Source organism: Belnapia moabensis DSM 16746 (genome assembly GCF_000745835.1).
Classification (GTDB): Bacteria; Pseudomonadota; Alphaproteobacteria; order Acetobacterales; family Acetobacteraceae; genus Belnapia; species Belnapia moabensis.
Genome location: NZ_JQKB01000008.1, coordinates 151,082 through 165,659 on the forward strand (window position 1 = coordinate 151,082; position 14,578 = coordinate 165,659).

Below are 14,578 nucleotides of genomic sequence, written 5' to 3' on the forward strand. Positions count from 1 at the left end.
CCCGGCCGGTTACCGACGAGGGTTCTGACCGCCGAATATGCTGTTCAGCAAGCCGCCGATGCCGCCGCCCTCCAGCTCGCCCTCGTGCTGGGGGAGGCGGCCTTGCGGTGTCATACGGTCCACCATCTCAGGCAGCACGCGGCTGACCTCGTTCATCAGCGTGCCGCGATCGGTCCCGGCATGCTGCGCGGCGGCATCCAGGTCGCGCGGATCGAAGGCGCGGGACAGCTCATCGCCCGAGACCTGCTGGTTCGGCCCAGGCTGCACCCAGCTGTCGACATGCCGCTCCAGCCCCTGGCTCCGTAGCCCACCCAGCAACCCGCCGAGCCCACCGAGGATGCCACCCGCCGCCGCGCCGCCGCCACCGCCAAGCAAGCCACCGAGGATGTCGCCGAGTCCCCCGCCGCCCGATTGCTGCGGCGCCTGCGCCTGGGCTTCAGTTGCCCCGGACTGGGAATGCTTCATCAACTGCTGAACCAGCAGCGCGATGGCCGCCATCTTGATCCCGCCTGACATGCCACCCGTCAGGCCGCCGCCCGAACGCCCGAACAATCCTTCACTCATCTGCCAATCCTCCCGCTGCTGGTGCGCTGCACCGGAGAACGCAGACGGATCGAAGTCGATGCCGGCCCGCCTATTGGAATCGCACCGACAGCGCGGAACCCAGGCGCAAGCGAAGGCTTATCGCCACGTATCGACAACAAGGGATTAGCGGCCATGGGTATCATCGGAACGATCGTCATCGGCTTCCTCGCCGGTCTCGTCGCCAAATTCCTCCATCCGGGCCGGGACCCCTCCGGCTTCATTATCACCACCCTGCTCGGCATCGTCGGCGCCGTGGTGGCGACCTATCTCGGCCAGGCCGTCGGTTGGTACCGGGCCGGGGAGGGGGCTGGCTTTATCGGCGCGGTAGTCGGCGCAGTCATCGTGCTGGCCATCTATAACATCGTGACCCGCCGCTCCGCCGCCAACCGGATCTGACGGTGCGGAAGGGAAGTCAGGCCAGATAAGGCTTGACTTCCCTCGCCGATCCGACCATACGCCCCGGCTCTACTCAGATCGGGACGCGGGAGGCGTCCGGCCATCCTTCGAGGCGGCCGGCGCCGTGAGCACCGCGGCTCCCTGACCGCAGGGACGTATCATGGCAAAGAAGATTACCGGCTACATCAAGCTGCAGATACCGGCCGGCAAGGCGAACCCCTCGCCGCCGGTGGGTCCGGCGCTTGGTCAGCGCGGCCTCAACATCATGCAGTTCGTGAAGGAGTTCAACGCGGCGACTCAGGGCCTCGAGCCCGGCACGCCGACGCCGGTGGTCATCACCGCCTTCTCCGACCGCACCTTCGCCTTCATTACCAAGACGCCGCCGAACACCCATTTCCTGCTGCGCGCCGCCAAGATCGACAAGGGCAGCCAGACGCCGGGCAAGGGTGGCTCCGTGGGCCGGGTGACCAAGACCCAGCTGCGCGAGATCGCCGCGACCAAGATGAAGGACATGAACGCCAACGACGTGGAAGCGGCGGTGCGCATGCTGGCGGGCTCGGCCCGCTCCATGGGCCTCGTCGTGGTGGAGGGCTGATCCGATGGCCAAGCAGGGCAAGCGCCTCAAGGCGATCTACGGCTCCTTCGACCGTGACACCATCGTGCCGATCCAGCAGGCGATCAGCCTGGTGAAGGCGAATGCCAAGGCGAAGTTCGACGAGACCATCGAGATCTCGATGAATCTCGGCATCGACCCGCGCCATGCCGACCAGATGGTCCGCGGTGTGGTCGGGCTGCCGAACGGCACCGGCAAGACCGTCCGCGTCGGCGTCTTCGCTCGCGGCCCGAAGGCCGATGAGGCGCTGGCCGCCGGCGCCGATGTGGTCGGCGCCGATGACCTCGCCGCTGCCGTGCAGGAAGGCAAGATCGAGTTCGACCGCTGCATCGCCACGCCGGACATGATGGCCCTGGTGGGGCGCCTCGGTAAGATCCTCGGCCCGCGCGGCCTGATGCCGAACCCGCGCCTCGGCACCGTCACCATGGATGTCCGCGGCGCCGTTACGGCGGCCAAGGCCGGCCAGGTGGAGTTCCGGGCGGAGAAGGCGGGCATCGTCCATGCCGGCATCGGCAAGGCGAGCTTCGACGAGGAGAAGCTCCTCGAGAATGCCCGCGCCTTCGTCGAGGCGATCCAACGCGCCAAGCCGGCGGGCGCCAAGGGCACCTATGTGAAGAAGGTGTCGGTCGCCTCCACCATGGGCCCCGGCGTGAAGGTCGACGTCGCCTCCTTGAGCGCGACGGCCTGAGATCCCAATTCGCTCGTCCCATGACGGGGCGAGTGCGCAGGGGCGGCCTCCGGGCCGTCCCGAACCTGTCCGAGACCGCGGGTGCTCCTCTGGGGGCCTAAAGGGGGTATCCCCGCCAGCGATAGACGGGGTGCGGAGCGTTTCGACGCCGGGGCGACCTGGCGACGCTGATGGCTTGGCAATCCCGCTCAGACAGTCGAACCGGGGTTCATGGCATTCCGCCGTGAGCCCCCGCGTGAACCGGCCGGAGCCCCTCCACCAGGCGCCGGCCACCGACGGAGACGGGATATGGACCGCACGGAAAAGCGCGAGTTCATCGCCCAGCTGTCCGAGGTGTTCGCAGATACCTCCTTCGTGCTCGTCGCCCAGAACAAGGGGCTGACGGTCGCGGATGTGAGCGAGCTGCGGCGCCGCATGCGGGCTGCTGGTGCGACGTACAAGGTCGCGAAGAACCGGCTGGCCATGCTCGCCCTCGACGGCACCCGCTTCCAGACCGTCTCGCCGCTGCTGAAGGGCCCGACCGCGCTTGCGTGGTCGAAGGACCCGGTGGCGGTGGCGAAGACGGCCGTGGATTTCGCCAGGGGTAACGACAAGTTCGTGATCCTGGGCGGGGCACTCGGGACCCAGGCCTTGAACCCCGATGGGATCAAGGCCCTGTCCGAGCTGCCTTCGCTCGAGACGCTGCGGGCGCAGCTGCTGGGTCTGATCCAGACCCCGGCAACGCGCATCGCCGGGGTGCTTCAGGCCCCCGGTTCGCAGCTGGCGCGGGTGTTCAGCGCCTTCGCGAAGAAGGACGAGGGTGGGGCGGAAGCCGCCTGACCAATGGGATAGCCCCCACCATGGGTGGGGGTGTTGCAAACGGCAAGCCAAGCCATTAGATCAAAGGGTACACAGACATGGCCGATCTCGCAAAGCTGGTCGATGAGCTCTCCAGCCTGACCGTCCTGGAAGCCGCCGAGCTCTCCAAGATGCTGGAGGAGAAGTGGGGCGTCTCCGCCGCGGCTCCGGTCGCGGTGGCGGCGGCGCCTGCCGCCGGCGGTGGTGCTGCCGCGGCCCCGGCTGAGGAGCAGACCGAGTTCACGGTCACCCTGACCGCGGCCGGTGACAAGAAGATCAACATCATCAAGGAGATCCGCACCATCACCGGTCTCGGCCTGAAGGAGGCCAAGGATCTGGTCGAGGGCGCGCCGAAGGTGGTGAAGGAGGCTGCGTCGAAGGACGAGGCCGCCAAGATCAAGAAGGTGCTGGAAGAGAACGGGGCGACCGTCGAGGTCAAGTAAGGTCGCTTCTGCTGCAATCCCCGCCCTGGCAGTCCGTCGCCGGGGCAGGGGCCATACTATCGGAGGTACGGGCGGGAACCCATTGGGTTGCCGCCCGTGCTGCCGTTTCTCCCCGGCGGGCGTGGCGGGGCGAAGCGATGGACGGGCATTGATACGGCACGCGACGGGCGGTGGCCCGAGCGAGAGGGATACGGGACAGGCATGAACGCTATCACCAAGTCGTTCACCGGGCGCAAGCGCATCCGCAAGAGCTTCGGCCGGCTGCCAGAAGTGGCGCCGATGCCAAACCTCATCGACGTGCAGCGGGCCTCCTACGAGGCCTTCCTGCAGATGGAGGTCAACCCTGACGCGCGCACCCATACTGGGTTGCAGGAAGTTTTTAAATCGGTTTTCCCGATCGACGACTTCGCTGGCCGTGGCCGGCTGGAATTCGTCCAGTACGAGCTCGAAGAGCCGAAATACGACGTCGAGGAGTGCATCCAGCGCGGCCTGACCTTCGCCGCGCCGCTGAAGGTGCGTCTCCGCCTCATCGTCTGGGATGTGGATGAGGACACGGGTTCTCGTTCCGTCCGCGATATTAAAGAGCAGGATGTCTACATGGGCGACATGCCGCTCATGACGGACAACGGCACCTTCATTATTAACGGCACCGAGCGGGTCATCGTTTCCCAGATGCACCGCAGCCCGGGCGTGTTCTTTGATCACGACAAGGGTAAGACGCACAGCAGCGGCAAGTACCTCTTCGCCGCTCGTGTCATCCCCTATCGCGGTTCCTGGCTCGACTTCGAATTCGATGCCAAGGACATCTGCTACGTCCGCATCGACCGGAAGCGGAAGCTCCCGGCCTCGACCCTGCTGCTGGCGCTCGACAGCGCCCGGACTGAGGCGCTGCGCGCGGAGAAGGGCACCAATCTGGAGCCCAACGAGATCCGCGGCATGGATGCTGAGGAGATCCTGGGTGAGTTCTATAGCCAGGTCGCCTTCACCCGCAGTGCCCAGGGCTGGTCGCGCCCCTTCGACCCGGAGGCCTTCCGCGGCGTGAAGCTGCAGGAGCCACTGATCGATGCCAAGACCGGCCAGGTCGTCGCGGAGAAGGACGCGAAGCTGACGCCGCGCGCCGCCCGCAAGATCGCCGAGGGCGGCACGACGGAGGTGCTGGTCGGCCGCGCCGACCTGCTCGGCCGCTTCGTTGCCGAAGACCTCGTCGACATGAACACGGGCGAGATCTGGGCCGAGGCCGGCGAGGAGCTGACCGAGCCGAAGCTGGCGGCGATCGAGGCGGCCGGCCTCGACCGGCTGCCGACGCTCGCCATCGACCAGTCGGTTGGCCCCTGGATGCGCAACACGCTGGTGGTGGACAAGAACACCAACCGCGACGAGGCGCTGATGGACATCTACCGGGTCATGCGCCCGGGCGAGCCGCCGACGCCGGAGACCGCCGAGACCCTGTTCCGCGGGCTGTTCTTCGACCCCGAGCGCTATGACCTTTCCTCGGTCGGCCGGGTGAAGATGAACATGCGCCTCGGTTTCTCCGCCGAGGAGGTGCCGGACACCACGCGTACGCTGCGCAAGCAGGACATCATCGCCACGGTTCGCGTGCTGCTCGAGCTGAAGGACGGCCGCGGCCAGATCGACGACATCGACAATCTCGGCAACCGCCGGGTGCGTTCGGTCGGCGAGCTGATGGAGAATCAGTACCGCGTCGGCCTGCTCCGTATGGAGCGCGCGATCAAGGAGCGGATGGGGTCGGTCGATATCGACACCGTCATGCCGCATGACCTGATCAACGCGAAGCCGGCGGCGGCTGCGGTGCGGGAGTTCTTCGGCTCCTCGCAGCTCAGCCAGTTCATGGACCAGACCAACCCGCTTTCCGAGGTGACGCATAAGCGCCGCCTCTCGGCCCTCGGCCCGGGCGGCCTGACCCGTGAGCGCGCCGGCTTCGAGGTGCGCGACGTGCACCCGACGCATTACGGCCGCATCTGCCCGATCGAGACGCCGGAAGGCCCGAATATCGGGCTGATCAACTCGCTCGCCACCTTCGCCAAGGTGAACAAGTACGGCTTCATCGAGACGCCCTACCGCCTGGTGCGGGACGGCAAGATCGTCGGCGAGCCGCGCTACCTCTCCGCCATGGAGGAGGAGCGACTGGTCGTCGCCCAGGCCGATGCCGAGGTCGATGCCGAGACCGGCGAGTTCAAGTCGGAGCTGGTGAGCGTGCGTCAGGGTGGCGACTTCCGGCTGGTGAAGCCGGAGGAGGTCACCGCCATCGACGTCTCGCCGAAGCAGCTCGTCTCGGTGGCCGCGGCGCTCATCCCGTTCCTCGAGAACGACGACGCCAACCGCGCGCTCATGGGCTCGAACATGCAGCGCCAGGCGGTGCCGCTGGTTCGCGCCGATGCGCCGCTGGTCGGCACCGGCATGGAGGCGGCGGTCGCCCGGGACTCCGGCGCGACCATCGTCGCCCGCCGCGACGGCGTGGTGGACAGCATTGACGGCGCCCGCATCGTGGTGCGCGCGACGGGCGATGACGGCACCACCCGCGGCGTCGATATCTACCGGCTGCGCAAGTTCCAGCGCTCCAACCAGTCCACCTGCATCAACCAGCGCCCGCTGGTGAAGGTGGGCGATGCCGTGCGCGCCGGCGAGATCATCGCCGACGGGCCGAGCACGGAGCTGGGCGAACTGGCGCTGGGGCGGAACGTCCTAGTCGCCTTCATGCCCTGGAACGGGTACAACTTCGAGGACTCCATCCTCATCAGCGAGCGGATCGCCAAGGACGACGTCTTCACTTCGATCCATATCGAGGAATTCGAAGTCATGGCCCGCGACACCAAGCTGGGCCAGGAGGAGATCACCCGCGATATCCCGAATGTGGGTGAGGAGGCGCTGCGCAACCTCGACGAGGCCGGCATCGTCTATATCGGCGCCGAGGTGCAGCCGGGCGACATCCTGGTCGGCAAGGTGACGCCGAAGGGCGAGAGCCCGATGACGCCGGAGGAGAAGCTGCTCCGCGCCATCTTCGGCGAGAAGGCCTCCGACGTGCGCGACACCTCGCTCCGGCTGCCGCCGGGCGTGGCGGGCACCATCGTTGATGTCCGCGTCTTCTCGCGCCGCGGCGTCGACAAGGACGAGCGCGCGATGGCGATCGAGCGGGCCGAGATCGAGCGGCTCGCCAAGGACCGCGACGACGAGAAAGCCATCCAGGAGCGGTCCTTCCACAGCCGGCTGCGCGAGCGCCTGCTGAACAAGAAGGCCTCCGGTGGCTTCCGCGGCGTCAAGGCGGGCACGGTCATCACCGATGAGGTGCTGGACCAGTTCGCCAAGGCCACCTGGCGCCAGATCGGCGTGCAGGACGACGCAGCCATGGCCGAGATCGAGGCGCTGAAGCGCGAATTCGACGCCGCCGTCGAGCGCCTGCAGAAGCGCTTCGAAAGCAAGGTCGAGAAGCTGCAGCGCGGCGACGAGCTGCCGCCCGGCGTGATGAAGATGGTCAAGGTCTTCGTCGCGGTGAAGCGGAAGCTGCAGCCGGGCGACAAGATGGCCGGCCGGCACGGCAACAAGGGTGTGGTCTCGCGGGTCGTGCCCGTGGAGGACATGCCCTTCCTCGAGGACGGCACCACGGCCGACCTCGTGCTGAACCCGCTCGGCGTGCCGTCGCGGATGAATGTCGGGCAGATCCTCGAGACCCATCTCGGCTGGGCTTGCGCCAATCTAGGCCGCCAGGTCGGCGACCTGGTCGAGGAGTACCGCCGCACCGGGGCGATGCGGGATGAGCTGATGGCCCATCTCCGCGCGACCTATGGCGACGAGGTCTTCGAGCGCGACATCGCCCCGATGAGCGACGATCAGCTCATCGAGCTCTGCGACAACCTGAAGAAGGGCATCCCGATCGCAACGCCCGTCTTCGACGGTGCGCGGATGGCGGATATCGAGGGCATGCTGGACCGCGCCGGGCTCGACAGCTCCGGCCAAGTCTGGCTGACCGATGGCCGCACCGGCGAGATCTTCGAGCGGAAGGTGACGGTCGGCATCATCTACATGCTGAAGCTGCACCACCTGGTCGACGACAAGATCCACGCCCGCTCCATCGGCCCCTACTCGCTCGTCACCCAGCAGCCGCTGGGCGGCAAGGCGCAGTTCGGCGGCCAGCGCTTCGGCGAGATGGAGGTTTGGGCGCTGGAGGCCTATGGCGCCGCCTATACGCTGCAGGAGATGCTGACGGTGAAGTCGGACGACGTGTCCGGCCGCACCAAGGTTTACGAGGCGATTGTCCGCGACCAGGACAATTTCGAGGCCGGCATCCCCGAGAGCTTCAACGTCCTGGTGAAGGAGCTGAAGTCGCTCGGCCTCAACGTAGACCTGGAGACTCGCGGCAGCTGAGGCTGCCGCCCATATCTTTCCTACACAGCCGCCCCGCCGCGCGCGGGGCGGCGGGCTGGACCACAAGGAAGGCCGCATGAACGAGCTGATGAAGATCCTGGGCCAAACCGGCCAGGCGATGACCTTCGACCAGATCAAGATCTCGATCGCCTCGCCGGAGCAGATCCGCTCCTGGTCCTATGGCGAGATCAAGAAGCCGGAGACGATCAACTACCGCACCTTCAAGCCGGAGCGGGACGGGCTGTTCTGCGCCCGCATCTTCGGCCCGATCAAGGACTACGAGTGCCTCTGCGGCAAGTACAAGCGGATGAAGTTCCGCGGCATCATCTGCGAGAAGTGCGGCGTCGAGGTCACGCTGGCCAAGGTGCGCCGCGAGCGCATGGGCCATATCGAGCTGGCCAGCCCCGTCGCCCATATCTGGTTCATGAAGTCGCTGCCCTCGCGCGTTGGCCTGATGGTCGACATGTCGCTGAAGGAGCTGGAGAAGGTCCTCTACTTCGAGTCCTATGTCGTCCTTGAGCCGGGCCTGACCGATCTGAAGCTGCACCAGCTTCTGAACGAGGACCAGTACCAGGCGAAGATGGACGAGTTCGGCGAGGACGCCTTCTCCGTCGGCATCGGCGCCGAGGCGGTGAAGGGGATGCTCTCCGGCATCGACTGCGACAAGGAGGCCACCCGGCTGCGCGCCGAGCTGAAGGAGACCACCTCCGAGGCGAAGCGCAAGAAGCTGGTGAAGCGTCTGAAGCTGATCGAGGCCTTCGCCGAGAGCGGCGCGCGTCCGGACTGGATGATCCTCGGCGTCGTGCCGGTGATCCCGCCCGAGCTGCGCCCGCTGGTGCCGCTCGACGGCGGCCGCTTCGCGACCTCCGACCTGAACGACCTCTATCGCCGCGTCATCAACCGGAACAACCGGCTGAAGCGCCTGATCGAGCTGCGCGCCCCGGACATCATCGTCCGGAACGAGAAGCGCATGCTGCAGGAGGCAGTGGACGCGCTGTTCGACAACGGCCGCCGCGGCCGCGCCATCACCGGCGCCAACAAGCGGCCGCTGAAGTCGCTCAGCGACATGCTAAAGGGCAAGCAGGGCCGGTTCCGCCAGAACCTGCTCGGCAAGCGCGTCGACTACTCCGGCCGCTCGGTCATCGTGGTCGGGCCGGAGATGAAGCTGCACCAGTGCGGGCTGCCGAAGAAGATGGCGCTCGAGCTGTTCAAGCCATTCATCTATTCGAAGCTCGAGAAGTACGGCCATGCCACCACCATTAAAGCCGCCAAGCGGATGGTGGAGAAGGAGCGTCCCGAGGTGTGGGACATTCTCGAGGAGGTCATCCGCGAGCACCCGGTCATGCTGAACCGGGCGCCCACGCTGCACCGCCTCGGCATCCAGGCCTTCGAGCCGGTCCTCGTCGAGGGCAAGGCGATCCAGCTCCACCCGCTGGTCTGCACCGCCTTCAACGCCGACTTCGACGGCGACCAGATGGCCGTGCACGTCCCGCTGAGCCTCGAGGCCCAGCTGGAAGCGCGCGTGCTGATGATGTCCACCAACAACATCCTCAGCCCGGCCAACGGCAAGCCGATCATCGTGCCGAGCCAGGACATCGTCCTCGGCCTCTACTATCTCAGCCTGGAGACGCCGGAGTTCCGCGTCGCCGATGAGAAGGAGGCCCCGGCCTTCGGAACCATGGGCGAGATCGAGCAGGCGCTGGCCGCTGGCGCGATCCAGCTCCACACCAAAATCCGTATGCGGCGCCCGGCGATGGACCGCGACGGTAAGGTTGCGATGGAGCGGGCGGTGACGACGCCGGGCCGCGTCATGATGGGCCAGCTGCTGCCGCTGCACCCGCAGCTGCCCTTCAGCCTCATCAACCGCCAGCTGACGAAGAAGTCGATCTCCGACGTCATCGATGCCGTCTACCGGCATTGCGGCCAGAAGGAGAGCGTGATCTTCGCCGACCGGCTGATGGGCCTCGGCTTCCGCCAGGCGGCCAAGGCCGGCATCTCCTTCGGCAAGGACGACATGATGATCCCGGCCAGCAAGCCGGAGATGATCGGCAAGACCAAGGCCGAGGTGAAGGAGTTCGAGCAGCAGTATCTCGACGGGCTCATCACCGCCGGCGAGCGGTACAACAAGGTCGTCGACGCCTGGTCGCGCTGCACCGAGGAGGTGGCGCAAGCCATGATGAAGGAGATCTCCCGCCAGGAGGTCGGTCGGCCGACCAACAGTGTCTGGATGATGTCGCACTCCGGTGCGCGCGGGTCGCCCGCGCAGATGCGCCAGCTGGCCGGCATGCGCGGCCTGATGGCGAAGCCGTCCGGCGAGATCATCGAGCAGCCCATCATCTCCAACTTCAAGGAGGGGCTGACCGTCCTCGAATACTTCAACTCCACCCACGGCGCCCGGAAGGGCCTCGCGGACACGGCGCTGAAGACGGCGAACTCGGGCTACCTGACCCGCCGCCTGGTGGACGTCGCGCAGGACTGCATCATCGTCATGAACGATTGCGGCACCGAGCGCGGCATCACCGTGCGCCCGGTGATGGATGGCGGCGAGGTCATCTCCTCGCTCTCCGAGCGCATCCTCGGCCGCTTCACCCAGCGTGACGTGGTCGACCCGGCAACGGGCGAGGTGCTGGCCGCCCGGAACACTGTGATCGAGGAGCCGGATGCCGAGCGCATCGAGGCGGCGGGCGTGGAGGAGATGTATATCCGCTCCGTCCTCACCTGTGACGCCGGCGTCGGCGTCTGCGGCCATTGCTACGGCCGCGACCTGGCCCGCGGCACGCCGGTGAATGTCGGCGAGGCGGTGGGTGTCATCGCCGCGCAGTCGATCGGCGAGCCGGGCACCCAGCTGACCATGCGCACCTTCCATATCGGCGGTGCGGCGCAGCGCGGAGCCGAGCAGTCGGCGGTGGAAGCCACCAATGACGGCACGGTCAAGATCGCCAACCGCAATGTGGTGGCCAACAGCGCCGGCGCGCCGGTGGTGATGAGCCGGAACTGCGAGATCGTGCTCAGCGACATGGCCGGCCGCGAGCGGGCGCGCTACCGCGTGCCTTACGGCGCCCGGCTGCTGATCGATGAGGGTGCCACAGTCTCCCGTGGCCAGAAGCTGGCCGAGTGGGATCCCTTCACCCTGCCGATCATCACTGAGCGGGCGGGCACGCTGGAATTCGCCGATCTCATTGAGGGCGTGACCCTCTATGAGGAGACGGACCCGGTGACCGGCCTCAGCTCCAAGGTGGTGCGCGAGCCGGCCGACAAGGCCCGCAATGCCAATCTCCGGCCGCGGCTGCTGCTGCGCTCGGCGGATGGAATGCAGCAGTACTTCCTGCAGCCGGCCTCGGTGCTGAACGTCGAGAATGGCGGCGTGGTGAAGGCGGGCGACGTCCTGGCCCGGCTGCCGCGCGAGTCGTCGAAGACCCGCGACATCACCGGCGGTCTGCCGCGAGTGGCCGAACTCTTCGAGGCCCGCCGGCCGAAGGACCACGCGATCATCTCCGAGATCGACGGCCGCGTGGAATTCGGCAAGGACTACAAGGCGAAGCGCCGCATTGTCGTGGTGCCGGAGCAGCAGGGCGACGAGGCCCCGGTGCCCCGCGAGTACCTGGTGCCGAAGGGCAAGCACGTCTCGGTGCAGGAAGGCGACTACGTGAAGGCCGGCGACCCGCTCGTCGACGGCCCGCGCGTGCCGCATGACATCCTGCGCGTGCTGGGCGTCGAGGCGCTGGCGAACTATCTGGTGAATGAAATCCAGGACGTCTATCGACTCCAGGGCGTGAAGATCAACGACAAGCACATCGAAGTCATCGTTCGGCAGATGTTGCAGAAGGTCGAGATCCTCGAGCCCGGTGACACGACCTACCTGGTCGGCGAGCAGGTGGACCGGATCGAGTTCGAGCAGGAGAACGAGAAGCGTCTCCAGGCCAAGGAGCGGCCCGCCCGGGCCGAGCCGGTGCTCCAGGGCATCACCAAGGCCTCGCTGCAGACGACGAGCTTCATCTCGGCCGCCTCCTTCCAGGAGACGACGCGGGTGCTCACCGAGGCGGCGACGGCCGGCAAGGTCGATGTGCTGGCCGGCCTCAAGGAGAACGTAATCGTCGGGCGGCTCATCCCGGCCGGTACGGGCTCCGTGATGAACCGCCTGCGGGCCCTGGCGGCGCAGCGGGACCGTGGGCGCCTGCCCACGGCCCAGCCGGCCCTGCCGGAGCCGGGTGGACGTCAGGCAGCCGAATAAGCTGCCTCTGCTTTGATACGGGGCCGGGTTCCTTCGGGAGCCCGGCCCTTTCTTTTATCCGGGCTTTTTCATTCCCGTTGCTCTGCTTCGCTTGACTCATCCAGCCGCACCGCGTAGGTAGCCCGCCCTTGGCAAGGCCGGGCGCTGCGGCGCCGGACAGCCAGGAAACTTTGGTCCACAACGCTGCGCGTCCGGCACCGCGACCCTTGAGGTTGCTCAGGCCGGGTGCCGGTCAGGGCGCCCGCCGGCGAGCTACAGGCTCCGCCCGTGCGGGCTTCTGGCTTTGCGTGGCTGCGGGGCCCAGGACGGTACACGAAGGGGCGTCATGCCGACGATCAACCAGCTCATCGCCCAGGGGCGCGAGCCGAATGCGAAGCGGAACAAGGTTCCGGCGCTGCAGGGCTGCCCGCAGAAGCGTGGCGTGTGCACGCGCGTCTACACCACCACGCCGAAGAAGCCGAACTCGGCGCTTCGTAAGGTGGCCAAGGTGCGTCTGACCAATGGCTACGAGGTGGTGAGCTACATCCCGGGCGAGGGCCACAACCTGCAGGAGCACTCCGTGGTGCTCATCCGCGGCGGCCGCGTGAAGGATCTTCCGGGCGTCCGCTACCACATCCTCCGCGGTGTCCTGGATACGCAGGGCCTGCCGAAGCGTCGTCAGCGCCGGTCGCTGTACGGCGCGAAGCGGCCGAAGTAGGAGAGGCCGAGGCATGTCTCGCCGTCATAGCGCGCAGAAGCGCGAAGTCCTGCCCGACCCGAAATTCGGGGATCTCGTCCTCAGCCGTTTCATGAACGTGCTGATGTACGACGGCAAGAAGAGCACTGCGGAGCGTATTGTCTACGCCGCCATGGACACGCTTAAGCGGCGCGTCGGCCCCAATGGGGACCCGCTGCGCATGTTCCATGAGGCCATGGACAACGTGAAGCCGGCCGTCGAGGTCCGTAGCCGCCGTGTCGGTGGCGCGACCTATCAGGTGCCGGTCGAGGTTCGCCCGGAGCGCCGTCAGGCGCTGGCGATCCGCTGGTTGATCGAATCCGCGCGCAAGCGCGGCGAGAACACGATGGAAGAGCGCCTCTCCGGCGAGTTGATGGACGCGGCGAACAACCGCGGCACGGCCGTTAAGAAGCGCGAAGACACGCACCGGATGGCGGAGGCGAACAAAGCCTTCAGCCATTACCGCTGGTAATCCGGACCCGATCGAGGAACGACGACGATGGCGAAGGCGAAGTTTGAGCGGAACAAGCCGCACTGCAACATTGGGACGATCGGGCATGTCGACCATGGCAAGACGTCGCTGACGGCGGCGATCACCAAGGTTCTGGCGGAGACGGGTGGCGCGACCTTCACGGCCTATGACCAGATCGACAAGGCGCCGGAGGAGCGGGCTCGTGGCATCACGATCTCGACCGCACATGTCGAGTACGAGACGCAGAACCGCCACTACGCGCATGTGGACTGCCCCGGCCACGCCGACTACGTGAAGAACATGATCACGGGCGCGGCGCAGATGGACGGCGCGATCCTGGTGGTCTCGGCCGCTGACGGCCCGATGCCGCAGACGCGCGAGCACATCCTGCTGGCCCGCCAAGTTGGCGTCCCCGCCCTGGTGGTGTTCCTGAACAAGATGGACCTGGCCGACCCCGACCTGGTCGAGCTGGTGGAGATGGAGGTGCGCGAGCTGCTCTCCAGCTACCAGTTCCCGGGCGACGACATCCCGATCATCAAGGGCTCGGCGGTGGCGGCCCTCGAGGACAAGACGCCCGAGATCGGCAAGAACGCCGTGCTCGAGCTGATGGCGGCGGTGGACAGCTACATCCCGCAGCCGGAGCGTCCGAAGGACATGCCGTTCCTGATGCCGATCGAGGACGTGTTCTCGATCTCGGGCCGCGGCACGGTGGTGACGGGTCGCGTCGAGCGCGGCATCGTCAAGGTCGGCGAGGAAGTCGAGATCGTCGGGCTGAAGAACACGGTGAAGACGACGGTGACCGGCGTCGAGATGTTCCGCAAGCTGCTGGACAGCGGCGAGGCGGGCGACAACATCGGCGCGCTGCTGCGCGGCACGAAGCGCGAGGACGTCGAGCGCGGCCAGGTCCTGGCCAAGCCCGGCTCGATCACGCCGCACACCGGCTTCAAGGCCGAGGCCTACATTCTGACCAAGGAGGAGGGCGGGCGCCACACGCCGTTCTTCACCAACTACCGGCCGCAGTTCTACTTCCGGACCACCGACGTGACCGGGATCGTGAAGCTGCCGGAAGGCGTCGAGATGGTGATGCCGGGCGACAACGTGACGATGGATGTCGAGCTGATCGCCCCCATCGCCATGGACCAGGGGCTCCGCTTCGCCATCCGCGAGGGCGGCCGCACCGTCGGCGCCGGCGTCGTTGCGAGCATCGTGAAGTAAGCC

General features: G+C 67.0%; 11 protein-coding genes. 10 read left to right on the plus strand and 1 reads right to left on the minus strand.

Going from position 1 to position 14,578, the window contains the following annotated elements; genetic code table 11:
* Positions 1-9 precede the first annotated feature (9 nt).
* The gene (locus EP26_RS07640; protein WP_084112377.1) at positions 10-564 is read right to left on the minus strand and encodes a YidB family protein; all 555 of its coding nucleotides are present in this window, start codon (positions 562-564) and stop codon (positions 10-12) included.
* A 153-nt stretch (positions 565-717) separates the two neighbouring features.
* Between EP26_RS07640 and EP26_RS07645 the strand changes: the two genes are divergently transcribed.
* The 10 genes from EP26_RS07645 to tuf all read left to right on the plus strand — a co-directional run bounded on the left by EP26_RS07645 (position 718) and on the right by tuf (position 14,575).
* The gene (locus tag EP26_RS07645) at positions 718-981 is read left to right on the plus strand and encodes a GlsB/YeaQ/YmgE family stress response membrane protein (protein WP_043337534.1); all 264 of its coding nucleotides are present in this window, start codon (positions 718-720) and stop codon (positions 979-981) included.
* Positions 982-1,141: 160 nt separating this feature from the next.
* On the plus strand, positions 1,142-1,576 hold the full coding sequence (rplK, locus tag EP26_RS07650) for a 50S ribosomal protein L11 (RefSeq protein WP_043337537.1): 435 nt from the start codon (positions 1,142-1,144) through the stop codon (positions 1,574-1,576).
* A 4-nt stretch (positions 1,577-1,580) separates the two neighbouring features.
* A complete protein-coding gene (rplA, locus tag EP26_RS07655; RefSeq protein WP_043337538.1) occupies positions 1,581-2,282 on the plus strand; it encodes a 50S ribosomal protein L1 in 702 nt (233 codons plus the stop codon).
* 288 nt (positions 2,283-2,570) lie between these two features.
* The gene (rplJ, locus tag EP26_RS07660; RefSeq protein ID WP_043337539.1) at positions 2,571-3,101 is read left to right on the plus strand and encodes a 50S ribosomal protein L10; all 531 of its coding nucleotides are present in this window, start codon (positions 2,571-2,573) and stop codon (positions 3,099-3,101) included.
* A 77-nt stretch (positions 3,102-3,178) separates the two neighbouring features.
* Complete coding sequence (gene rplL / locus EP26_RS07665; protein WP_043337540.1) at positions 3,179-3,562, plus strand: 50S ribosomal protein L7/L12; 384 nt, start codon at positions 3,179-3,181, stop codon at positions 3,560-3,562.
* Positions 3,563-3,763: 201 nt separating this feature from the next.
* Entirely contained in the window at positions 3,764-7,942 is a 4,179-nt protein-coding gene (gene rpoB / locus EP26_RS07670) for a DNA-directed RNA polymerase subunit beta (protein ID WP_043337541.1), read from the plus strand.
* Positions 7,943-8,018: 76 nt separating this feature from the next.
* Positions 8,019-12,173, plus strand: a complete 4,155-nt coding sequence (gene rpoC / locus EP26_RS07675; protein ID WP_043337542.1) for a DNA-directed RNA polymerase subunit beta' — start codon at positions 8,019-8,021, stop codon at positions 12,171-12,173.
* A 325-nt stretch (positions 12,174-12,498) separates the two neighbouring features.
* Positions 12,499-12,870 carry a 30S ribosomal protein S12 gene (gene rpsL, locus EP26_RS07680; protein WP_043337543.1) on the plus strand — a complete coding sequence of 124 codons (372 nt, stop codon included), beginning with the start codon at positions 12,499-12,501 and terminating at the stop codon, positions 12,868-12,870.
* A 13-nt stretch (positions 12,871-12,883) separates the two neighbouring features.
* Positions 12,884-13,360, plus strand: a complete 477-nt coding sequence (gene rpsG / locus EP26_RS07685) for a 30S ribosomal protein S7 (RefSeq protein WP_043337545.1) — start codon at positions 12,884-12,886, stop codon at positions 13,358-13,360.
* Between the two features lie 27 nt (positions 13,361-13,387).
* Complete coding sequence (tuf, locus tag EP26_RS07690) at positions 13,388-14,575, plus strand: elongation factor Tu (RefSeq protein WP_043337546.1); 1,188 nt, start codon at positions 13,388-13,390, stop codon at positions 14,573-14,575.
* Positions 14,576-14,578: the final 3 nt, after the last annotated feature.